Raw genomic sequence first — 20,614 nt, 5'->3', positions numbered from 1 at the left:
CGACCCTTTGTCGCGCCTAGTCTGAACACTGATCAATCCGTCGGTGGTAATTGCCTCATGAACGCCAAGCGCCCAACCTGCGCGGCGCCCGCCCTTGAAACGCCCGCGCCCGCCGCCAGCCAGAGCTATGAGTACAGCAATCTCGAACACACAGATGTCGGCAGTACTGCACTGGCCGAAGAGGTGGCGTTGGCGATTGCCTATAACGACATCAGCCAGGCCGTCATGCTGGTGACGCCGACCGACCTGGAAGACTTCATTGTCGGCTTCAGCCTTGGCAGCGGCATTATCACCGACGTCAGCGACATCTATGACCTGAAGCTCAGCGGCTCGGGCTCTGCACAGTACGCCCAGGTACAGATTTCCAGCCGGGCGTTCTGGAACCTCAAGCAGCAGCGCCGCCAATTAGCGGGCACCAGCGGCTGCGGGCTGTGCGGCGTCGAAGCCGTGGAGCAGGCTTTGCCCGACCTGCAGGTGCTGCCCGGCGCACCGTTGCCACCCGCCGCATGGCTTGATGGCCTGCGCCAGCGCATCAGCGCCTTCCAGCCCTTGGGCCAACACAGCGGCGCGGTGCACGCAGCCATATTTATGAACAACCAGGGCGAATTGCTGATGGGCCGCGAAGACATCGGCCGGCATAACGCCCTGGATAAATTGATTGGCGCACTGACCCGCCAACAGATTCCGACCGGCGGTGGCCTGGCAATTGTCACCAGCCGCTGCAGCCTCGAATTGATCCAGAAAGTCCTGCGCGCGGGCATCCAGACCCTGGTCAGCCTGTCGTCGCCTACCGGCCTTGCCCTGCAATGGGCGCGCCGGCATAACCTCAATCTCATCCACCTGCCGCAGAAAAGCGCGCCGCGGGTCTACAGCCCAGCGATGGAGTACCAGCCATGAGCCTTCACCACCAAGCCGACCAAACCCCAACCCCACGCTACAAGCCCTACAAAGGCCCGGCAGGCGGCTGGGGTGCACTGATCAGCGTGGCGCACGCTTGGCTGACCAGCGACAACGCGCTGAAAAACCTGCGCATGATGCTCAAGACCAACCAGAACGGCGGTTTCGACTGCCCGGGCTGTGCCTGGGGCGACTCGCCGGAAAGTGGCATGGTCAAGTTCTGCGAAAACGGCGCCAAGGCGGTCAATTGGGAAGCCACCAAGCGCCGCGTGGACGCCGCATTCTTCGCCAAACACAGCGTGACCGCGCTGCTTGAACAAAGCGATTACTGGCTGGAGTACCAAGGGCGTCTCACCGAGCCTATGCGCTACGACGCCGCGACCGACCACTACCAGCCCATCAGTTGGGACGCCGCGTTCGACCTGGTCGGCAAGCACCTCAATGCCCTGCCCAGCCCGGACATGGCCGAGTTCTACACCTCGGGTCGCGCCAGCAACGAAGCCGCCTACCTGTACCAGCTGTTTGTGCGCGCCTACGGCACCAACAATTTCCCGGATTGCTCGAACATGTGCCACGAAGCCAGCGGCGTCGCCCTGGCCCAGAGTGTGGGCGTGGGCAAAGGCACGGTGACCTTTGATGACTTCGAACATGCCGACGCAATTTTCGTCTGGGGCCAGAACCCCGGCACCAACCACCCACGCATGCTCGAGCCGCTGCGCGAAGCGGTGAAGCGCGGCGCTCAGGTGGTGTGTATCAACCCCCTGAAAGAACGTGGCCTGGAACGCTTCCAGCACCCGCAACATCCGCTGGAAATGCTCACCAACGGCGACAAGCCAACCAACACCGCCTACTTCCGCCCGGCGCTGGGCGGCGACATGGCCATCTTGCGCGGCATGGCCAAGTTCCTACTGCTGTGGGAGCGTCAAGCCTTGGCCGAAGGCAAGGAAGCAGTGTTCGATCACGACTTCCTCAACGAACACACCATCAACGTGCTGGACTATCTGGGCCAGATCGACGACACCTCGTGGGAGGAAATCGTCGAGCAGTCCGGCCTGACGCTGGTGGAGATCGAGCAAGCCGCGCGCATGTATGCCAAAGGCAAGAACGTGATCATGTGCTGGGCGATGGGCATCACCCAACACCGTCACTCGGTGCCGACCATCCAGGAAATCGCCAACCTGATGTTACTGCGCGGCAATATCGGCCGCCCAGGCGCCGGCCTGTGCCCGGTGCGCGGTCACAGCAACGTGCAGGGCGACCGCACCATGGGCATCAACGAACGCCCACCGGTGGCATTCCTCGACTCACTGGAGCGCCGCTTCCAGTTCCAGGTGCCGCGCACCAATGGCCACAACGTGGTCGAAGCCATCCACGCGATGCTTGAAGGCCGCGCCAAGGTGTTTATCGGCCTGGGCGGCAACTTCGCCCAGGCCACGCCGGACAGCACCCGCACGTTCGAAGCATTGCGTAACTGCGACCTGACTGTACAGATCAGCACCAAGCTCAACCGCAGCCATCTGATGCACGGCAAAGACGCGCTGATCCTTCCATGCCTGGGCCGTACCGACATCGACATCCAGGCCGAGGGCCCGCAAGCGGTGACTGTGGAAGACTCGTTCAGCATGGTCCACGACTCCAACGGCCAGTTGCAGCCGCTGTCGAAGCTGATGAAATCGGAGCCCGCGATTGTGGCAGGCATTGCCGCCGCGACCCTGGGCAGCAAACCGGTGGATTGGAATTGGCTGGTGGCTGACTACGGACGCATTCGCGACCTGATCGCCGACACCATTCCAGGCTTCAAGGACTTCAACGAGAAGCTCAAAAACCCGGGCGGTTTCTACTTGGGCAACTCCGCCGGCGCACGCCGCTGGAACACCCCATCGGGCCGCGCCAACTTCCGACCGAACGTCCTGCCCAAAGACCTGATTCACGAACGCACCCACGCCACGGGGCGTGTGCCGGACCTGATTATGCAGTCGATGCGTTCCCACGATCAGTACAACACCACGATCTATGGGCTAGACGACCGTTATCGCGGCGTCAAAGGCCAACGGGATGTGCTGTTCGTCAACGAAGCCGACATCATCCGCCTGGGCTTCAAGCCGGGGCAGAAGGCGGACATCATTTCGCTGTGGGAAGACGGCCGAGAGCGGCGCGTCAAGGGCTTTACCCTACTGGCGTTCGATATTCCGGCTGGGCAGGCCGCTGCTTACTATCCGGAAGTGAACCCTCTGGTGCCGTTGGAAAGCACGGGCGACGGTAGCCATACGCCAACGTCGAAGTTTGTGGCGATTCGTTTGGAAGCGGCGAGTGACAATGGGTTGATCATGGCGCGCTCGGCCTGACGTGTGCTACACATTTTGCAGGCACAAAAAAGGCCGCTTTTTATATAAAAGCGGCCTTTCCTAAGTAGCTAAAGACTCGTAAAAACAACTTAAGTTCCCTATACAAAACAGTAACTTAGCAAATTGTATACAACTGCTGCCGCCGGTCGGATTTCGATTGTCAGCGGCTCGATACAACCTCAGGATCGCGCCGTCATCCCCTTGAGGTTTCCCTGAATGAAGTTCTCCTCGATTCTCTTGTTGTCCCTTGGCCTGGTCAGTGGCGCAGCCATGGCCGGCGGCACCACCGAAGCCGGTGTGGGCGGCGCATTGGGCGGGGTTCTAGGCTCGGTTGTCGGCCAGCAGTTGGGCGGCAACACCGGTTCGACCATCGGCGCAGCGCTGGGTGGCGCGGGCGGTAGTGCGGTCGGCGCCGACAAGCGCAGCCGTGGCGAAGCAGCCATTGGCGGTGCACTGGGCGCCGCTGGCGGCAACGTAGTAGGCCGCAGTGTCGGCGGCAGCACCGGCGCACTGATCGGCTCAGCCGCCGGCGGTGGCGCAGGTGGCGCGCTGGGCAACTACATGGGCAACAAGAGCGATGACGATGACCGTCGTTACCGTGGCCGCGACGACCGTCGCTACTACCGCGATGGCCACCCTGGCCGCGGACATGCCTATGGGCATCGCAAGAACAAACATCACTACCGTCACCGCTAGGCTTTAAAGAACACTGCAAATCAATGTGGGAGGGGGCAAGCCCCTCCCACATTTGGTTCAGCGGTGTTTGCGGGACCGAGTCAGGCTACCAACCGCTGTAACGCCTCGCGCAACCTCCCCGGAATCGTCACCGGCTGGTTCGTGCCCCGATCGACAAACACATGCACAAAACGCCCCGCCGCACAGGCTTCCTGCTCGCCTGCCTTGAATACCGCCAACTCGTATTGCACTGAGCTATTGCCCAACTTGCCCACCCGCAGGCCGATATCAATGCGCTCAGGGAAAGCGATCGACGCAAAGTAATCGCACGCCGAACTGACTACAAACCCGACCACTTCCCCGTCATGAATATCCAACCCGCCCTGTTCGATCAGGTAGGTATTCACCGCCGTGTCGAAAAAGCTGTAGTAGGTGACGTTATTCACATGGCCGTACACGTCATTGTCGTGCCAGCGCGTAATGATCGGCTGGAAGTTTGCGTAATCGGCACGTTGTGGCACTGAGTCAGGCATGGGCACCTCTCGTTAGAAGGAGTTTACAGGTCATTTAAATGAGCTTCGGCCCACTCACGAACCTCGGCGTAGGGATAGTCCTCCAGCGCAGCGAAACCGGGAATGCCCCGCGCCTTCAACTTGGTGAACAACGGCACGCTGATCCCACCCAGAAAGCGCGTCAGCCGTTCCGCACCCGGCAATTGGCCGGTGTGCTCTTGATGCCTGTGGATAAAATCGCCGCACAGCCCCATAAAGTTTTTATCCACAAGCGGCGGCAGGCTCGGCGGCGGCGGTAGATGGGCGACGTGCCCATGGCACACCGAGCAATGCCCGCAACGCTCAGGTACATTTTCGTCGCCAAAATAGCGCGCCAGGCGTTGCCCCAGGCACTGCTCGGTGGCGAACAGATCAAGCATGGCGTGAATCCGCGCCACTTCTGTCACCTCGTGCTGCTTGAAGCCTGTGTATAACTCGGCGCTCAGCACCTGTGGGTCGAAATCGGTGTTCAGCAAGCTGTAGACCTCGGTCATCTGCTTGCTTTCCAATTCGATCAGGCCCTGCTCCTGGAAGTAATCCAACGCTTTCACCACACGACTGCGCTCGGCGTTGTGCTGCTGGTAGAGCGCGTCGAAATCCACGGTCGCCCAGGTTTTCGCGCGCTTGCACACCTGGATGATCGCCGCGACAAACTGTTGCCGCTCCCCGGAAAATCGCGCCAGCAAGGCATCGGGTTCGATCAGGTATTTGAAACGGTACTCGGCATAAAACGCGTAGCGCGGTGCGATCACGCCCTTGAGCTCCAACTGCACCAGCAGCGTCTTCAACGGCAGCTCGCGAATGTTACTGTGGTCCGATAAAGACCTGAGTAAAAACTCCCATTGGCCCTCGTCTCGCGCGGCCTGAACCTCTTCCAGCACTCGACGGATACCTTCCTGCTCCGGCGTATCGCCGTACACGAAGTTTTCCAGCACATTGAGGCTGTCGCGATTGGCCAGCACCAGGCAGTCCGAAGGCTGGCCATCGCGCCCGGCGCGGCCGATTTCCTGGCTGTAGTTTTCGATGGATTTGGGCAGGTCGAAGTGCACCACATTGCGGATATCACTCTTGTCGATGCCCATGCCAAACGCGATGGTGGCGACGATGCAATTGGAGCGCCCGCCCATGAAACGCTGCTGGATGCCCTCGCGTTTGTCGTGGGGCAAACCGGCGTGATACGCCTCGGCCTGGATGCCGTTACGGTTCAGGTGCTCGGCGATCTGCTCGGCGGTTTTTTGCAGGGTGACGTAGACGATGCTCGGCTGATTGGCCCGCTCGCTCATCCATTGCACGAGACGGCGGCGTTTGTCCGCGCCGCTCACCGGTTCTACCAACAAGTTGAGGTTGGGCCGGTAAAAGCCCGTGGTAATCACATCCTGCGGCGCAATGGCGAACTTGGCCTGCATATCGGCAATTACCTTGGGCGTGGCGGTAGCCGTAAGCAGCAGCGCTTGTGGGATCTTGAACTGGCGCTGGTAGTCGGGAAGCTTCAGATAGTCCGGACGGAAGTTGTGGCCCCATTCGGAAATGCAGTGCGCCTCATCCACCACCAGCAGCGAGAGCTGCACACTTTGCAGGAAGTTGCGGAAACGCTCGTTTTTCAAGCGTTCCACGGAAATCATCAGGATTTTCAATTCCCCTGACCGTGCGCGAGCCATCACGTCACTGGCGTCCTCGCGGCTTTGCGCCGAGTCGATGCTGCCCGCTGAAATGCCGTGACGCCGCAGGAAACCCAACTGGTCCTGCATCAATGCCAACAACGGCGACACCACCAGCGTCAGGTGTGGCAGCAATACGGCTGACAGTTGATAACACAGGGACTTGCCCGACCCGGTGGGGAAAATAGCGGCCGCCGAACGACCGGCCAGCACGGCGCTGACCGTCTCTTCCTGGCCCAAACGAAACTGTGGATAACCAAAGACCTGCTGGAGGGTGTCGTGCATAGGCTGTCACTCCATTGACCGTTGAACGTGGCTTAAAAACGTAGCCCATTAAGTTCAGCGGATCGAGAAAGGTCGCATGGAAAAAAGAGACAGGATGATACACAGGGTGCAGCAATGGCCTTGGGCCAAATACGACGGTAGGAACACCAACAACCAAATGTGGGAAGGGGCTTGCCCCCGATGGCGGTGGATCAGCTACAAATAACTCACTGATCCACTGCTATCGGGAGCAAGCCCCCTCCCACATCTTGGAACTGCCCTACACCTGAATCAGCGGTTCTGCACCCGCTCAATCGCCGTGTCGTACACCGGATTGGCCTTCTGCTCCTTGGCCAACTGGTAGTGACGCAGCGCATCCGGGAACTGGCCCGCCGCTTCGTAGATTCGCGCAATGTTGTAGTAGGCACCCGCGCGTACGGTTGCCGCATTGGCCCCCGTCGCCAGGGCGATAGCCTTGCGGTTGGCCCAGATCGACTCGGCGGTGTTGCCAGCCTTCTGATACGCCAGACCGAGGTTGCCATAGGCTTTACCGAAGCCGTTATCCAGATCAATGGCCTGGCGGAACAGGTCAATCGCCTGGTCCAGATTACCCGCCTGGTAGGCAGCTTCACCCTGCACATTCAGACGCTTCGCATCAGTCTGTGCGGAAGAGCTGACGGCTACTGCGGTAACGGCAACGCTGTCGTCCAGCAATGGTTTGACTTCGTTGAGTACATTGGCGGCATTCACGGTCACGCCGCTGAAGGTGTTGATGTCCTGGAAATCGCCACTGCCGGTCATGCGGAACACGGTCCACAGGTTACCGCTGCGGTTTTTCGGCACGTAGTAGGTGCGCACCAGCGATTGGCCCATGTACACGAATACTTTGGCTTCACTGTTGGACAACTGACGCGAGCCTGGATTGCCGCCGTTGCTGTAGTCATGCACAGCGTAAACGTAGCTTTCACCGTAGTGTTTTTTCTGCAGGGTGATGGTCTCCGGGCCGTAGCTGTCGGTGTCATCCACGTCCAGCTCGGCGTCAGTGCCGGTCTTGTTCTCGAAGTAGATATTGTTGCCGGGGAAGATCATATGGGAGTCGAGATCGTCCGGCGTCTGGCCCCAGCTCAGCACCACGCGCAAGCCATCGAGGTTTTCCATCACAGGGCTGATAGCGTAGGTCATGCCCTTGCACGGGCATTTCACCACCAGGTTGGAATAGCCCGGTTTTTTGATGATCAATAGGTTGCTGACGTCGTCAGCCGCCTCGCTGGTCAGCGTCACCTGCCCTTGAGCGTTGGTGCGGCCCACCACGTTCTGCGCACCGTTGCGTTGCAGCAGCACCTCGGCGTCGGCGATTTTCTGGTCCTTGACCACCGCACTCAGCACCTCGATCGGCAACTGCTCGGCCTGAACGGAAAAAGCCACCGCACACAATGACATCGCCGAAGCGACACGAAGCAAACCCATGCTAATTCCCTTTAAGTAGTGGGCGGAATTGCCCTACAAGATTTTGCGGTGAAACATACGCTGAATTCAGATTTTTGGCGGGTTTTTTGTATAGAGTGTGACGTGGTTTTTATCCTGCCTGCCCCCTGATGCATTGCGCTACAATCAAAGCCTTGCTAACTAGGAGTACGCTGCAATGAGCGAACTGACGTTTGAGCAAAAACAGGATCACTATCATAAGATCCGCCGCTCCAATTACCTGGCCAGCCTGCGCCTGGAAGGGTTCGACACCCAACCGACCGACGTCGACAAGCCGCTGCCGACACGCGAAGCCGTCCTTGCCAAGTACCGCAACACCCCACGCTAATGCTCGACAAGTACGGGGTGGGCCAGGACCCGTACTGCTACCCCGGTAGCAGTGTCCTGCGCAACCGACTCGACTTGCTCGACGAGCTCCGCTTGCACCAAGCCGAGCGTGAACTATCCGAAATCGCCGTAGGCAACCTCCCACTCTTTCCGCCGCCCTACGACCTCGAACGCCTGCAACATATCCACCGCATCCTGTTCGGCGACATCTACGACTGGGCCGGTGAGCTACGCAGCGTCAACCTCCAGAAAGGCGACACGCTGTTCTGCACTCCGGAACGTATCCCGCCAGAAGCCGCGAAAATCATCCGGCAGATGGAGCAGGCAAACTGGTTTGTCGGCGCGAACCAACCCGAGTTGGCGAGTAAAGTCGCCGAGGCTTATGGCGATCTCAACGTTATCCACCCTTTCCGTGAAGGCAATGGCCGGGCGCAGCGAATTTTGTTTGAACAGATCATCGTGAACGCGGGATTTTCGGTGAACTGGTGGCTGGTCAAACATGCGGCGTGGATACCGGCAAATATTGACGCGGTGGCGTGTGACTATCGGGGGTTGGAGGCGATTTTTGAGCGGTGTATCAGTAAACCTGCCAGCACCTGATAAAACTACGAACGATTAAACCATCCGTTTATTGCCCAAGAACACACTCACTTCTAAGGTTCGTTCCGTCGCTGCTAAATCAGCGGCCGGGTTTGGTCACCCGAAAAACAGCACACATAAGTGCCATTACTTGCTCTACAGACGTCTATCGTCTCGTAACGCAATGCTATGGCGGCTGTGTGTAGGACGCCTTCGGGTGTGCCGGATTGCTGTTTCCGGTTGACCAACCTGCGCACAGTCCGCCTCCCACCGCTTGGTCACGGTGATGTCGGTTACCTAACAGCAAACTGAGTAACTTCAAATGCAAATACCTGAAACGATGATCCGCTATCGTCAGTTACGCACCAATTTCACTGATACCCATCCGCTTCTCATCGACACCCAAGCCAAAGCCGAAGACATCCAGTCCGCCGCCCACCAACGCATCCGCGCTGCCACCGACTTACTGGAAACCTTCTCCTGCCTGACCTTCGAACACGCCGACCTCAAAGACATCTCCCACATCACCAACGCCTTGTACCTGCTCGTCCAGGACGGATGTGATTTGCTGGAAGCGGCGCAACACGTGCAGCTACAGCAGGCGGCCGGCAGTCCAACACAAACTAGCCAGCCACACAGCTAACCCTGTGGGAGCTGGCTTGCCTGCGATAGCGGAGTATCAGGCGACATTTCCACACCTGACCCAACGTCAACGCGGGCAAGCCCGACTCCCACATTTGACCAGTTTTACCTATGGCGTCGCTGCCAAGGCACAAATGCCGGAAACCGCTGTAAGAAACTTCCAAACACCGCGACATCCCCTTCCCAAACTGCTCCAAATACCCACCTAACGTCTACAGAAGTTACCCGTAGCTGAATGAAAATAGCGCGGTCTCAACTTTCTCGGCGGACACCCGTGAACATCGAAAGGACTCAATACATCGGCCATTATGGCATCACCTTCACGGTGCTTCGCCTTATAGCCTTACCAGCCAACCGGCACGCACTGGCAAACCTATGCCTGCTGGAAGCAGGCACATTCGCAAATGAGCTGCGCCAGCGGCTCGTAGATTTATACGACAAAATGCTTGCCCGTGATTTGCCTTGCAAAATCACCATCGGCATCTCGAAGCCAATCACCCGGCAACATGCCGACTTGCTCAACATTCGCGGGGAAATCGTTGCAGGATTAATCAGCGGCGCGGTATCCGCGCCAATGAGTCTGGCATCTCCAGCAGTTGGACTCGCCGCAGGAGCAGCCGTAGGTCTGACTATCAAAGGCCTCATTCGTAGCTATCACGCCGGTGACGTCGTTATAGGGATCGACGCTCAGGTCAACGGAGGCATCGGCCCTCAGCGATCTCTCTCGTCAATGGTCCGACAATTTCAGGGTGGCTAATACGATAACCATGTACATCCAATGGATAAATTTGATTCTACTCTTGGCACTTGCCGCTTTAGCCGACAAAACAATCAAGCGGCCCGTATTCAGAAAGGCTTTTGGGCTCATACTCGTGGTGAGCGGTCCGACAATCTTATTCTGCGCCACCTCTTGGATAAGGGAGACACAAACAGAGAGCCTGCCGGTCATCGCTTTTGTAACAGGCATCATTTTGTTAAAAAGCCAAAACAAGTATCGCCACCAACGCAACCGTCCCCCTCACCCACTCCTGCGTGCCCCTACCGTGAACCTCGCCCCCAACTTCCCCAAAGACCCCGCCATGCAGCAACTCCTGCAACTGCTGCACGAAGAAATCGGCCTGCCGAAACACAAGACCATCCATCTGCAAACCTCACTCAATTTCGACCTGGGCTGTGACGGCGGCGAGGCCAAGCAACTGATGGAAGCACTGGAGCAGGAGTTCGCCCTCGACCTGGGCGACTACGACACTTATCGTTACTTCAACCCACCGGTCTTCGACGTGTTCCTCAAGCGCCGGGCCAAGGGGCATGGCGACAAAGTCCCGCTGACCATTGGTATGCTCTACCTGGCGATCAAGACCTACAGCTGGGACACGCAAACGCTGGAAAACCTGAGCTGAACTGAAGAGCGCTGAAATTCAAATGTGGGAGGGGGCTTGCCCCCGATGGCAGTGTGTCAGCCAGCAAATTTTTGACTGTTAAACCTTAATCGGGGGCAAGCCCCCTCCCACATTAGCTTTGCGCAAATCTGGCGAGCGATACATGACAAGGACCTTACATGGACGTAACGATGGGCCTGCTGGCCGCCCTGCTCTGGGGCGGCACGGACTTTCTGGTGGGCCTCAACGCCCGGGCCGTTGGTGTTAAACGCGCGGTGTATTTCGGCCAAGCCCTCGGCTTTTTGATCATGACCCTGCTGCTGGTCAGTTTTCCTGCCTTCTTTTTCAAATCCCTCAATGCGCCGTTGAGCGTCTGGCTCCTGGGTATCGCGGCCGCGCTGCTCACCGTGTCCGGCGCCCTCGCACTGTCCAAGGCCTTCGCCCTGGGCAAAGCCGCCATCGTTGCGCCACTCGTGACCTCATACGGCGTAGTCACCACCTTGCTGTCCTGGGCCAGCGGCGAGCAGATCAGCCTGGTCCAACTCGGCTGTATCGGCCTGTGCGTCATCGGCGTGATCCTTTCCAGCCTCCATAAGGACAACGGCGTACCCCACAACAATCCGCGCCTGTCCATCGCCTACGCCATGCTCGCCGCGCTGCTGTACGGCACCAGTTTCTGGCTGCAAGGCCGCTATACGCTGCCAGCGCTGGGACCCATCACCATGCTGTGGCTGGGTTACCTGGTTGGGGGGTGCGTAATGGTGATGATGGTGCTGAAGATCAAGGACGGCTTGAAAATCCCGCCGCTGAAAAACTGCGCGACATTGACCGGAGCGAGCGTGATGAACCTCGGTGGTTTCTCGGCGTTTTCGTGGGGGGCGATGGCAGGGTCGGTTTCGGTGGTGACGGTGATCAGTACGCTATCAGGTGGGATTGCAGCGATCCTGGGGTTTGTGTTTTTCAAGGAGCGGCTGACGGCGGTGCAGGTGCTGGGGGTTGTGCTGGTTCTGGTCGGAGCAGTGGTTTTGCACATCGCCGACTGATCTTTCGCGCACAAAAAAGCCGCCTACTGGAGGCGGCTTTTTCACTGCAGCTAAATCTTACAACTTAGGCCCTGCAGCCTTGATCGCATCGCTCACTTCAAACTTCTTGAAGTTCTCGATGAACAACCCAGCCAACGCCTTCGCCGCTTCATCGTAGGCAGCCTTGTCAGCCCATGTGTTACGTGGGTTCAACAGGCCGGTCTCGACGCCCGGTACGGCCAGCGGCACGTCGAGGTTGATGGTGTCGAGGTGTTCGGTTTCGGCACCGATCAACGCGCCGCTCTGGATCGCTGCGATCACGCCGCGCGTGGTCGGGATGTTGAAGCGTTTGCCGACGCCGTAGCCGCCGCCGGTCCAGCCGGTGTTGACCAGGTAGACCTTGGAGCCGAAGCCGCGGATGCGCTTGATCAGCAGCTCAGCGTATTCACCGGCCGGGCGCGGGAAGAACGGTGCGCCGAAGCAGGTGGAGAAAGTCGACTTGATGCCGCTGCCCGAGCCCATTTCGGTCGAGCCCACCAGTGCGGTGTAGCCGGACAGGAAGTGGTAGGCCGCTTGTTCTTCGCTGAGGATCGACACGGGCGGCAGGACGCCGGTGAGGTCGCAGGTCAGGAAGATCACCGCGTTGGGCTCGCCGCCCAGGTTCTTCTCGGAACGCTTGGCAACGTGTTCCAGCGGGTAGGCGGCGCGGCTGTTCTGGGTCAGGCTGACATCGGCGTAGTCGGCATGCCCGGCTTCGTCGATAACGACGTTTTCCAGCACGGCGCCGTGCTTGATGGCCTTCCAGATAACCGGCTCGTTCTGCTCGGACAGGTCGATGCACTTGGCATAGCAACCGCCTTCGATGTTGAACACCACGCCTTCGCCCCAACCGTGTTCGTCGTCACCGATCAGGTAACGGCTTTCGTCGGCGGACAGGGTAGTCTTGCCGGTGCCGGACAGGCCGAAGAACAGGGTCACATCGCCTGCTTCACCGATGTTGGCGGCGCAGTGCATCGGCAGCACGTCGGCGGCCGGCAGCAGGAAGTTCTGCACCGAGAACATGGCTTTTTTCATTTCACCGGCGTAACGCATGCCGGCGATCAGCACTTTCTTCTGGGCGAAGTTGAGGATCACGCAACCGTCGGAGTTGGTGCCGTCACGCTCTGGCACGCACTCGAAGTTGGCCACGTTGAGCACTTGCCACTCTTCACGGCCGGCCGGGTTGTACTGCGCCGGGTTGATGAACAGGCAGCGCCCGAACAGGTTCTGCCAGGCCGTCTGGGTGGTCATTTTCACGGCCAGGTAGTGGTCTTCGGCAGCCCCTACGTGAACGTGGGAAACGAAATGCTCTTGCGCATTGTTGAAGGCCTCGACGCGAGCCCAGAGGGCATCGAACTTGTCGGCCGGGAACTTGCGGTTGATCGGGCCCCAGGCGATTGCGGCCTGGGTGGTCGGCTCTTCAACGATAAAACGATCGACCGGCGAACGACCGGTGCGGTGACCGGTTTCTACGACCAGCGCGCCAGTATCGGCAAGCACGCCTTCACCGCGCTGCAGGGCTTCTTTGACCAGATCGTCAACACTCAGATCGGTGTATACGGCGTTATTGGCTTGCGTCATGAGGTTCCCCGTCGGCCTATGGCCGAGTGCTCCAAACGTTTTGTAGTAGAAAGTTGCGCACTACTACCGCGAAAAAAGTGGGCCGGATTATGCCAGAAAAGCCCAAAAAGAGTAGGGCCCTCCCGTCAGAACGCCTCTAATCCGGCATTTGACAGGTGATTTACCTGTGCTTAAACGTTTTAGTGGCGGGTGTCGGAAGGGGTGTCGATGCCTGCGCCGGCGAATAATTGGGCGACATCGGCAGCATCGAACAGATAACGCTCGTTGCAGAACTGGCAGTCGATCTCGATATGGCCACCGTGCTCCACCACCAGATTCTGCGCATCTTCCAGGCCCAGGCTGACCAGGGCATTGGCCGAGCGCTCGCGGGAGCAGCTGCAATTGAAGCGCAGGGACTGTTCGTCGAACAGGCGCACGGCCTCTTCGTGGTACAGACGGTGCAAGATGGTCTCGTTGTCCAGGGCCAGCAATTCTTCAGCGGTCAGGGTGCCCGCCAGAGCGGTCAGCTTGCGCCAGCTATCCGTGCGCTCATCCTCATCCTTGATGCGGTCCGCCGGCAATTGCTGCAACAACAGGCCGCGAGCGCGCTTGCCGTCGGCGTTGAGCCAGAACTTGGTGCCGACTTGCTGGGACATTACGAAATAGTTGGTAAAGCAGTCCGCCAAGGTCTCGCCGTCGAGGTCAACGATGCCCTGGTAGCGCTGGCCTTCGGTGGGGTCAACGGTGATCGCCAGCACGCCATCGGCCATCAGCTCGGAAAATGTGGCATCCGGTGTAATCCGGTCGACGTCATAACGGGCCAGGCCACGGATCTCGCGCTCGCTGGAACACTCGATCATCAGCATCGGGATCGGACCTTCGGAACGCGCCTGCAGGATCAGCAAGCCATCGAATTTCATCGTGCCCACCAGCAGCGAAGCCGCTGCCATCAACTCACCGAGCAACTGCGCGACCGGCTCCGGATACGCGTGTTTGGCAAGGACTTCGGCATAGCTGAGCTCCAACGAAACCAATTCGCCGCGGGCGTCGTTCTCGTCAAAGATAAAGCGTTGGGTGAAGTCGGTATCCGGTAGATCAGTCATAGGTCTGGGTATCTGAAGTGATGACAAAATGATTACAACGTTTATAAAATTAAACGCTTTAGCACCATATTGGTGCGGATTCTCCTGAAAACAAGGAGCTTAATAGGACGATGAGGGACAGTTTATGAACAATCCGGGTTTGTTCCAAGCGAACTGGAACCTCCGGCGATGGGCTCTTTGCAATCTACTCGCTATCGGGCTGCTGTGTTTTTGGCTGTGGCCCACGGGGCAGATGCTGTGTGTGGTTTTCGACGAGTGGCTGTTTCATCTGCTCAATGGTCCGCTGGCGAGCAACTCCACTTGGTTGCATGTGTGGGCCGTGGCGAGCCTGCGACCGTTTGATGCGGTCGTCGGGGTGATCCTGTTGGCATTGCTAATACGCGGCGACTGGGTGTTCAAGGCCGTGCAGGTGCGCCAAGCGTTCTTTGGCTTCCTCAGCATTCTTTTGTTGTTGCTGTTTATCCGCATGCTGTTTTCCAAACTCGCGGCGCAGATGGGATGGCAGCACAGCAGCCCGTCGATGGTGATCGGCGGCGCAGTGCAGATGAGTGATTTTTTCCCTGGGCTGGAGAAAACCTGGGAACTGAAAGACCGATCGAGCCAGAGCTTTCCCGGCGATCATGCGTCGGTATTGTTGATCTGGGCGATGTTCATGACCGTGTTCGCCAAGCGCATCGGCCAGGTGCTGGCGATCTGGGGCCTGGCGCTGCTGTTCATGATGCCGCGGCTCGTAGCAGGCGCGCACTGGGGCCAGGACGATTACATCGGCGGGGTTTTGCTGGCACTGCTGGCATTGGGCTGGGGTTACTACACGCCGTTTGCGGCGAAGGTGTCGGGGTTCCTGTTGCGGATGACAGCGCCGGTTTTCGGGTTGCTCGGCAAATTGCCGGTGATCGGGCGATTGAGTGTGATACGCGCAGCCCGTTAACACCGCCGGCCAAATGTGGGAGGGGGCTTGCTCCCGATAGCAGTGGATCAGTCAGCTTATAGGTAGCTGACTTACCGCAATCGGGAGCAAGCCCCCTCCCACATTTTGATCTCCTTTGGGTTGGAGATTGGTGTAATCAATCATCATTGCCGCTGCCGCGAAACTTGAACAAGTCACGGCGTTGCTTTTTGCTCGGCTTGCCATCGGTGGTCAAACCCGAAGCTCCCGCCTTGCGCATGGCCGCAGCGTTCTCGCGCTTGGCAATGCTGGCTTGGGTCTCCACATACAGCGTCTGCGCTTCTGGCGCACCCCGGCGCACGGCGGAAAGCGCCTGAACCACGACAGTCTTTTCATCGAACCCTGTACGAATCTGAAACTCGTCACCGACACGCGGCTCCTTCCCCGGCTTGCAGCGCTCGCCGCGATGGTGCACCTTGCCGCTCTCGATAGCGGCCTTGGCCAGGGCACGGGTTTTGTAGAAACGCGCGGCCCACAGCCACTTGTCCAGGCGGACCTTTTCTTCCTCTTCCTGTTTTTGAGCCACTTGAATTCCTCGCTCTGAAAAATGTCGCAACCTTACCGTTGAAACGCTTCGACGCATAAACCCTGAGGCTCACCTAAGATACGCCAGGTAGCACTCTGTTTTCGCGAGGACACGCTGTGACCGACTTTCCCGTTTCACTCACCTCGCCCAACCAGCGGTGCGTGGGTTGCCAGCAAAGCGAGCCGCTGGGGTTCGATTTTGCTTTCGCCTATCAGCCTATCGTAGACCTGCGTGATCATTCGATATTCGCCAATGAAGCCTTGGTGCGCGGCATCCAGGGTGAAGGCGCGTCGTCGGTGCTGGCCCACGTCAACGCAACCAATCGCTACCGCTTCGACCAGCGCTGCCGCACCCAGGCAATTGCCGGCGCTGCCGCCCTGGGCATGCAGACTCACCTTTCCATCAATTTCATGCCCAATGCCGTATACCGTCCGGAACTGTGTATCCGCAGCACCCTGGAGGCCGCCCGCGCGCACAATTTTCCGCTGGACCGGCTGATTTTCGAGACACTGGAAAGCGAGCATGTAGATAACAATCGCCATTTAACGAATATTCTGCGTGAATACCGCGAATTCGGCTTCAAGACCGCCATCGATGATTTCGGCGCGGGCTATTCGGGGCTGAATCTGCTGGCCGATTTCCAGCCGGACCTGATCAAACTCGACATGGCGCTGATTCGCGATGTCGACCAAGACCGTGTGCGTCAGGTGATCGTCCGGGGGATTGTCACAATCTGTGAGCAGTTGGGGGTTACTGTCATCGCCGAAGGCATCGAAAGTGCCGGCGAGCGGGACTTCCTCTCCGACTGTGGAATATTTCTAATGCAGGGCTACTGGTTCGCCAAGCCCACATTCAATGCCCTGGCCAAGGTTTCGCCTGACGCCTGGGCACATTGACCGGTACCCATATTGAAGACATTTGACCATTTGACCGTTGTGGGTCTGCGAGAGTGGGTGGCGCTTCCCGACTTGGGAGTGGCTGGCCTGCGCGCCAAGATCGACACCGGCGCCAGTACCTCGAGCCTGCACGCCACTGAAATCGAGCCGTTCGAGCGTAATGGCGAAAAGTGGGTGCGTTTTACCGCCCACTTGGGCAGCGTGGTGCAACTGCGTCACCGCCGCTGCGAAGCGCCCCTGGTAACGATGAAAACCATCAAGAGTTCCAACGGCCATGCGCAGGTGCGCTACGTGATCAGCACCACCCTGGCGCTGGGCGATCGGGTATGGCGGGTGGAATTCACCCTGGCTTGCCGCAAAGCCATGCGTTATCGCCTGTTACTGGGTTCCAAGGCGCTGATTGACGGCCAGTTGGTGGTCAGCCCGGGCGTCAAGTACGTTCAAGACAAGCCGGTGTTCCCGGTCTCTACTATTTCAGCCCCAGGTGCTGCATGAAGATTGCTGTGCTGTCGCGAAACCCGCGTCTGTATTCCACCCGCCGCCTGGTCGAGGCCGGCACTGAACGTGGCCATGAAATGGTGGTGATCGACACGTTGCGCGCCTATATGAACATTGCCAGCCACAAGCCGCAGATCCACTACCGCGGCAAGCCGCTGGAAGGCTTTGACGCGGTGATCCCGCGCATCGGCGCCTCGGTGACGTTCTATGGCTGCGCGGTGCTGCGCCAGTTTGAAATGATGGGTGTCTTCCCGCTGAATGAATCCGTGGCCATCGCGCGCTCGCGGGACAAGTTGCGCTCGCTGCAGTTGCTGTCGCGCCGGGGGATCGGTCTGCCGGTCACCGGCTTTGCCCACTCCCCGGATGACATCCCCGACCTGATCGAAATGGTCAATGGCGCGCCGCTGGTGATCAAGGTGCTGGAGGGCACCCAGGGCATCGGCGTGGTGCTGTGCGAAACCGCAACGGCGGCGGAATCGGTGATCGAGGCGTTCATGGGCCTCAAGCAGAACATCATGGTGCAGGAGTACATCAAGGAAGCGGGCGGTGCGGATATCCGCTGCTTCGTGGTGGGCGACAAGGTGATTGCCGCCATGAAGCGCCAGGCCAAGCCGGGTGAGTTCCGCTCCAACCTGCACCGTGGCGGCAGCGCGAGCCTGATCAAGATCACCCCGGAGGAGCGCATGACCGCGCTGCGTGCGGCCAAGGTTATGGGGTTGGCCGTGGCGGGCGTGGATATCCTGCGCTCCAACCATGGCCCGTTGGTCATGGAGGTGAACTCATCACCGGGCCTGGAAGGGATCGAGACCACCACGGGCAAAAATGTGGCGGGGATCATCATTGAGCATCTGGAAAAAAATGGCGGGCCGAACATGACCCGGACCAAGGGAAAGGGCTGAAAAGCTCTGCCCCTGACACAACATCAGTTCAAATGTGGGAGGGGGCTTGCTCCCGATAGCGGTGGGTCAGTCACATCTGCATTGACTGACATTCTGCTATCGGGAGCAAGCCCCCTCCCACATTTGATTCATGTTGTCTGTTAGACCGCATCCCGGGGCAACATCAATCCAAGCGGCAGGCGCACCCGTGCTTCCAGCCCGCCCTCTTCGCGGTTGCGCAATTCGACATTGCCGCCATGCATCGACGCAATCCGCCGCACAATCGCCAGGCCCAAGCCGGTACCTTTACCGCCACGGGCGCGGTCGCCACGGGTGAACGGGTTGAAGATGGCCTCCAGTTCCGCCGGGTCGATACCGGTGCCGCGGTCCATCACGCTCAGCACGACATAGGGCGCAGCACTGTCGCCAGACACGTACGCAGCCACTTCCACATCCGAACCGGCATGATGCAAAGCATTGCCGATCAGGTTGTTCAGCAGGCGCTTCATCGACACCCTGCGCAATGCAAACGGCTGAATCGGTTCCAGGCGCAGGCGCACCTGCTCACCGCTCTGGTTGTAGGGTGCGACCACTTCACGTACCAGATCGGTCAGGTCAACCTCCTCCACTACCTCGTCGCGCCCATCACGGATGAATGCCAGGAACTGGTCCAGAATCGCGTCCATGTCCTCGATGTCGCGCACCATGTCATCGGTGAGGTCGGTATGGTTGCCCATCAACTCCAGGGACAAACGCAATCGCGTCAACGGTGTGCGCAGGTCATGGGACACGCCCGCCAGCATCAGCTCGCGCTCACGCCCGGCCTGCTCGACATCCTCCGCCATCTGGTTGAACGCGCCGTACACCTCGGTCATCTCACTGGGCGTATCGCTGACTGGCAGCCGCACGCTGCGCCCCTGGCCCAATTGGCGGGCCGCGAACACCAGGCGTTTGAGCGGTTGATTGAGCTGGCGCACGAAAATCCATGCGGACGCGGTTGAAAGCAATCCAATGGCGAGGAACCAGCCCAATACGTTCCAGATTTTCTGCCCGCGCAACGGGTGCGGATACAGCGGTACCTTGATCCAGGCATCTCCCAGGCTGGGCGCCCTCACCCACAGCGCAGGCGACACATGCATGCGCAGCCGCACCTCGGTGTCGTCGCCCAGCTCCGCCTGCATCTGGCGCTGGTAGATCTCACTGTAGGGCCAATGCTGCTCGCCCTCAGGCACGCCGGCCCCATCAACCCGGATCAGGGTTGAGGCCTTGGCTACCTTTTCACGGTTCTCAGGGTCTACGGCCCAGTAGGCGCGCAACGTCAAGGCGACGCCGTGGCTGTACTGTCGATCCACCAGCACGTCCTCGTTCATCAAGAGATAAACCAGTGTGAGTGCCTTCGAAAACAGAACGACGATCAGCACCAGCCAAAGGGTGCGGGAGAAGAAACTTTGCGGGAACCACAGCGGGGTTTTCATAGGAGACAGCTAGACACCTTGCAGGAACGAGCGGCGCTCGCAGAATTGCAGACGCCGGACACCCCGTCGATCCTTATGGAATCAAACGCCGGATGCCCGCCCCTGCAAATCATCGGTCACTTGGTTGCGGTGCCATCCGGCACAAACACATAACCCACACCCCACACCGTCTGGATATACCGCGGCTTGGAAGGGTCCGGCTCGATCATCCGGCGCAGTCGGGATATCTGCACGTCGATGGAGCGCTCCAGGGCGTCCCATTCTCGGCCACGGGCCAGGTTCATCAGCTTGTCGCGGGTCAGCGGCTGGCGAGCGTTCATCACCAGGGCCTTGAGCACCGCGAATTCGCCGGTAGTGAGCATGTGCGCTTCGTCGCCACGCTTGAGCTCGCGGGTCGCCAGGGACAACTCGTAGTCGCCAAAGGTCACGCTTTCGTCTTCGCTGCCCGGCGCACCCGGTACCGACGGGGCCTGGCGACGCAATACGGCTTTGACCCGGGCCATCAGCTCGTCCGGGTTGAACGGCTTGGCCAGGTAGTCATCAGCGCCCAGTTCAAGGCCCTTGATGCGGCTCAGCTCATCGCCCTTGGCAGTGAGCATGATGATCGGGATCTGGTTGTTCGCACCGCGCAGACGCTTGCAGGCGGTCAGGCCGTCTTCGCCGGGCAGCATCAGGTCGAGCACGACCAGATTGAACACTTCACGCCCCAACAGGCGGTCCATCTGCTCGGTGTTCGGCACCGCGCGCGCCCGGTAGCCTTTGGAGTTGAAAAAACGCTCCAGCAGGCTGCTCAGCCCCGGATCGTCGTCAACGATGAGAATTTTTTCGCCTTCAGCAGTTTGTGCAGTGCTGCTCATTAGATGCTCCTC

21 protein-coding genes are annotated in these 20,614 nt (G+C 59.3%); 13 read left to right on the top strand and 8 right to left on the bottom strand.

Annotated elements, in window-relative coordinates; translation table 11 throughout:
* Positions 1–57 precede the first annotated feature (57 nt).
* From fdhD to C4J92_RS01545, 3 genes are all read left to right on the top strand, one after another.
* Entirely contained in the window at positions 58–897 is an 840-nt protein-coding gene (gene fdhD, locus C4J92_RS01555) for a formate dehydrogenase accessory sulfurtransferase FdhD (protein WP_124402741.1), read from the top strand.
* Positions 894–3,242, top strand: a complete 2,349-nt coding sequence (locus C4J92_RS01550) for an FdhF/YdeP family oxidoreductase (protein ID WP_124402740.1) — start codon at positions 894–896, stop codon at positions 3,240–3,242. The genes fdhD and C4J92_RS01550 overlap by 4 nt, the downstream gene beginning before the upstream one ends.
* Before the next feature lie 216 nt (positions 3,243–3,458).
* Positions 3,459–3,938, top strand: coding sequence for a glycine zipper domain-containing protein (locus tag C4J92_RS01545; RefSeq protein WP_124369222.1), 480 nt, complete (start codon positions 3,459–3,461; stop codon positions 3,936–3,938).
* An 80-nt stretch (positions 3,939–4,018) separates the two neighbouring features.
* Here the strand turns inward: C4J92_RS01545 and C4J92_RS01540 are convergent, their stop codons facing one another.
* From C4J92_RS01540 to C4J92_RS01530, 3 genes are all read right to left on the bottom strand, one after another.
* Entirely contained in the window at positions 4,019–4,450 is a 432-nt protein-coding gene (locus C4J92_RS01540; protein WP_124402739.1) for a thioesterase family protein, read from the bottom strand.
* 23 nt (positions 4,451–4,473) lie between these two features.
* On the bottom strand, positions 4,474–6,411 hold the full coding sequence (locus tag C4J92_RS01535) for an ATP-dependent DNA helicase RecQ (RefSeq protein ID WP_124402738.1): 1,938 nt from the start codon (positions 6,409–6,411) through the stop codon (positions 4,474–4,476).
* A 270-nt stretch (positions 6,412–6,681) separates the two neighbouring features.
* A complete protein-coding gene (locus C4J92_RS01530; RefSeq protein ID WP_124402737.1) occupies positions 6,682–7,857 on the bottom strand; it encodes a tetratricopeptide repeat protein in 1,176 nt (391 codons plus the stop codon).
* 175 nt (positions 7,858–8,032) lie between these two features.
* On the opposite strand from C4J92_RS01530, the gene C4J92_RS01525 reads away from it, so the two are divergent.
* From C4J92_RS01525 to C4J92_RS01500, 6 genes are all read left to right on the top strand, one after another.
* A complete protein-coding gene (locus tag C4J92_RS01525) occupies positions 8,033–8,203 on the top strand; it encodes a YhfG family protein (protein ID WP_124402736.1) in 171 nt (56 codons plus the stop codon).
* Entirely contained in the window at positions 8,203–8,802 is a 600-nt protein-coding gene (locus C4J92_RS01520) for a putative adenosine monophosphate-protein transferase Fic (RefSeq protein ID WP_124402735.1), read from the top strand. The genes C4J92_RS01525 and C4J92_RS01520 overlap by 1 nt, the downstream gene beginning before the upstream one ends.
* A gap of 301 nt (positions 8,803–9,103) precedes the next feature.
* Positions 9,104–9,424 carry a hypothetical protein gene (locus C4J92_RS01515; protein WP_164487510.1) on the top strand — a complete coding sequence of 107 codons (321 nt, stop codon included), beginning with the start codon at positions 9,104–9,106 and terminating at the stop codon, positions 9,422–9,424.
* A gap of 273 nt (positions 9,425–9,697) precedes the next feature.
* Positions 9,698–10,180, top strand: coding sequence for a hypothetical protein (locus C4J92_RS01510; RefSeq protein ID WP_124360803.1), 483 nt, complete (start codon positions 9,698–9,700; stop codon positions 10,178–10,180).
* A gap of 322 nt (positions 10,181–10,502) precedes the next feature.
* Positions 10,503–10,823, top strand: coding sequence for a DUF1493 family protein (locus C4J92_RS01505; RefSeq protein WP_256657445.1), 321 nt, complete (start codon positions 10,503–10,505; stop codon positions 10,821–10,823).
* A 158-nt stretch (positions 10,824–10,981) separates the two neighbouring features.
* On the top strand, positions 10,982–11,845 hold the full coding sequence (locus tag C4J92_RS01500; RefSeq protein ID WP_256657444.1) for a DMT family transporter: 864 nt from the start codon (positions 10,982–10,984) through the stop codon (positions 11,843–11,845).
* Positions 11,846–11,902: 57 nt separating this feature from the next.
* On the opposite strand, the gene C4J92_RS01495 is transcribed toward C4J92_RS01500, so the two are convergent.
* Positions 11,903–13,444 (bottom strand): phosphoenolpyruvate carboxykinase, encoded by a 1,542-nt coding sequence (locus C4J92_RS01495; RefSeq protein WP_124365432.1) that lies wholly within the window; start codon positions 13,442–13,444, stop codon positions 11,903–11,905.
* A gap of 179 nt (positions 13,445–13,623) precedes the next feature.
* Complete coding sequence (gene hslO, locus C4J92_RS01490) at positions 13,624–14,526, bottom strand: Hsp33 family molecular chaperone HslO (RefSeq protein WP_124369215.1); 903 nt, start codon at positions 14,524–14,526, stop codon at positions 13,624–13,626.
* Between the two features lie 124 nt (positions 14,527–14,650).
* On the opposite strand from hslO, the gene C4J92_RS01485 reads away from it, so the two are divergent.
* Positions 14,651–15,454, top strand: a complete 804-nt coding sequence (locus C4J92_RS01485) for a phosphatase PAP2 family protein (RefSeq protein ID WP_124402733.1) — start codon at positions 14,651–14,653, stop codon at positions 15,452–15,454.
* A 136-nt stretch (positions 15,455–15,590) separates the two neighbouring features.
* Here C4J92_RS01485 and C4J92_RS01480 read toward each other — a convergent pair whose 3' ends face one another.
* Positions 15,591–15,998 carry an RNA-binding S4 domain-containing protein gene (locus C4J92_RS01480; RefSeq protein WP_124360798.1) on the bottom strand — a complete coding sequence of 136 codons (408 nt, stop codon included), beginning with the start codon at positions 15,996–15,998 and terminating at the stop codon, positions 15,591–15,593.
* 116 nt (positions 15,999–16,114) lie between these two features.
* Between C4J92_RS01480 and C4J92_RS01475 the strand changes: the two genes are divergently transcribed.
* From C4J92_RS01475 to rimK, 3 genes are read left to right on the top strand one after another with little or no spacing between them, the layout of a single operon-like run.
* Positions 16,115–16,894, top strand: coding sequence for an EAL domain-containing protein (locus C4J92_RS01475; protein WP_124402732.1), 780 nt, complete (start codon positions 16,115–16,117; stop codon positions 16,892–16,894).
* A 45-nt stretch (positions 16,895–16,939) separates the two neighbouring features.
* Positions 16,940–17,389 (top strand): ATP-dependent zinc protease, encoded by a 450-nt coding sequence (locus tag C4J92_RS01470; protein ID WP_372237488.1) that lies wholly within the window; start codon positions 16,940–16,942, stop codon positions 17,387–17,389.
* Positions 17,386–18,291 carry a 30S ribosomal protein S6--L-glutamate ligase gene (gene rimK, locus C4J92_RS01465; RefSeq protein ID WP_057725432.1) on the top strand — a complete coding sequence of 302 codons (906 nt, stop codon included), beginning with the start codon at positions 17,386–17,388 and terminating at the stop codon, positions 18,289–18,291. Before C4J92_RS01470 ends, rimK begins: the two co-directional genes overlap by 4 nt.
* 140 nt (positions 18,292–18,431) lie before the next feature.
* Here rimK and C4J92_RS01460 read toward each other — a convergent pair whose 3' ends face one another.
* Together C4J92_RS01460 and ompR are read right to left on the bottom strand one after the other, a co-directional pair.
* On the bottom strand, positions 18,432–19,745 hold the full coding sequence (locus C4J92_RS01460; RefSeq protein ID WP_124360795.1) for an ATP-binding protein: 1,314 nt from the start codon (positions 19,743–19,745) through the stop codon (positions 18,432–18,434).
* Positions 19,746–19,861: 116 nt separating this feature from the next.
* Positions 19,862–20,602 (bottom strand): two-component system response regulator OmpR, encoded by a 741-nt coding sequence (gene ompR, locus C4J92_RS01455; protein ID WP_124402731.1) that lies wholly within the window; start codon positions 20,600–20,602, stop codon positions 19,862–19,864.
* Between the last annotated feature and the right edge of the window lie 12 nt (positions 20,603–20,614).

The organism is Pseudomonas sp. R3-18-08 (assembly GCF_003852065.1).
GTDB lineage: Bacteria > Pseudomonadota > Gammaproteobacteria > Pseudomonadales > Pseudomonadaceae > Aquipseudomonas.
The sequence above is the reverse complement of the archived record's forward strand: the minus strand, read 5'-3'. Positions and strand labels throughout refer to the sequence as shown.

What these genes read in the sequence shown, in the direction of transcription:
- C4J92_RS01540 (WP_124402739.1), bottom strand. Translation starts at nt 4,450, where the DNA reads ATGCCTGACTCAGTGCCACAACGTGCCGATTACGCAAACTTCCAGCCG.
- fdhD (WP_124402741.1), top strand. Translation starts at nt 58, where the DNA reads ATGAACGCCAAGCGCCCAACCTGCGCGGCGCCCGCCCTTGAAACGCCC.
- C4J92_RS01485 (WP_124402733.1), top strand. Translation starts at nt 14,651, where the DNA reads ATGAACAATCCGGGTTTGTTCCAAGCGAACTGGAACCTCCGGCGATGG.
- C4J92_RS01550 (WP_124402740.1), top strand. Translation starts at nt 894, where the DNA reads ATGAGCCTTCACCACCAAGCCGACCAAACCCCAACCCCACGCTACAAG.
- C4J92_RS01505 (WP_256657445.1), top strand. Translation starts at nt 10,503, where the DNA reads ATGCAGCAACTCCTGCAACTGCTGCACGAAGAAATCGGCCTGCCGAAA.
- hslO (WP_124369215.1), bottom strand. Translation starts at nt 14,526, where the DNA reads ATGACTGATCTACCGGATACCGACTTCACCCAACGCTTTATCTTTGAC.
- rimK (WP_057725432.1), top strand. Translation starts at nt 17,386, where the DNA reads ATGAAGATTGCTGTGCTGTCGCGAAACCCGCGTCTGTATTCCACCCGC.
- C4J92_RS01525 (WP_124402736.1), top strand. Translation starts at nt 8,033, where the DNA reads ATGAGCGAACTGACGTTTGAGCAAAAACAGGATCACTATCATAAGATC.
- ompR (WP_124402731.1), bottom strand. Translation starts at nt 20,602, where the DNA reads ATGAGCAGCACTGCACAAACTGCTGAAGGCGAAAAAATTCTCATCGTT.
- C4J92_RS01495 (WP_124365432.1), bottom strand. Translation starts at nt 13,444, where the DNA reads ATGACGCAAGCCAATAACGCCGTATACACCGATCTGAGTGTTGACGAT.
- C4J92_RS01545 (WP_124369222.1), top strand. Translation starts at nt 3,459, where the DNA reads ATGAAGTTCTCCTCGATTCTCTTGTTGTCCCTTGGCCTGGTCAGTGGC.
- C4J92_RS01535 (WP_124402738.1), bottom strand. Translation starts at nt 6,411, where the DNA reads ATGCACGACACCCTCCAGCAGGTCTTTGGTTATCCACAGTTTCGTTTG.
- C4J92_RS01460 (WP_124360795.1), bottom strand. Translation starts at nt 19,745, where the DNA reads ATGAAAACCCCGCTGTGGTTCCCGCAAAGTTTCTTCTCCCGCACCCTT.
- C4J92_RS01530 (WP_124402737.1), bottom strand. Translation starts at nt 7,857, where the DNA reads ATGGGTTTGCTTCGTGTCGCTTCGGCGATGTCATTGTGTGCGGTGGCT.
- C4J92_RS01515 (WP_164487510.1), top strand. Translation starts at nt 9,104, where the DNA reads ATGCAAATACCTGAAACGATGATCCGCTATCGTCAGTTACGCACCAAT.
- C4J92_RS01520 (WP_124402735.1), top strand. Translation starts at nt 8,203, where the DNA reads ATGCTCGACAAGTACGGGGTGGGCCAGGACCCGTACTGCTACCCCGGT.
- C4J92_RS01500 (WP_256657444.1), top strand. Translation starts at nt 10,982, where the DNA reads ATGGACGTAACGATGGGCCTGCTGGCCGCCCTGCTCTGGGGCGGCACG.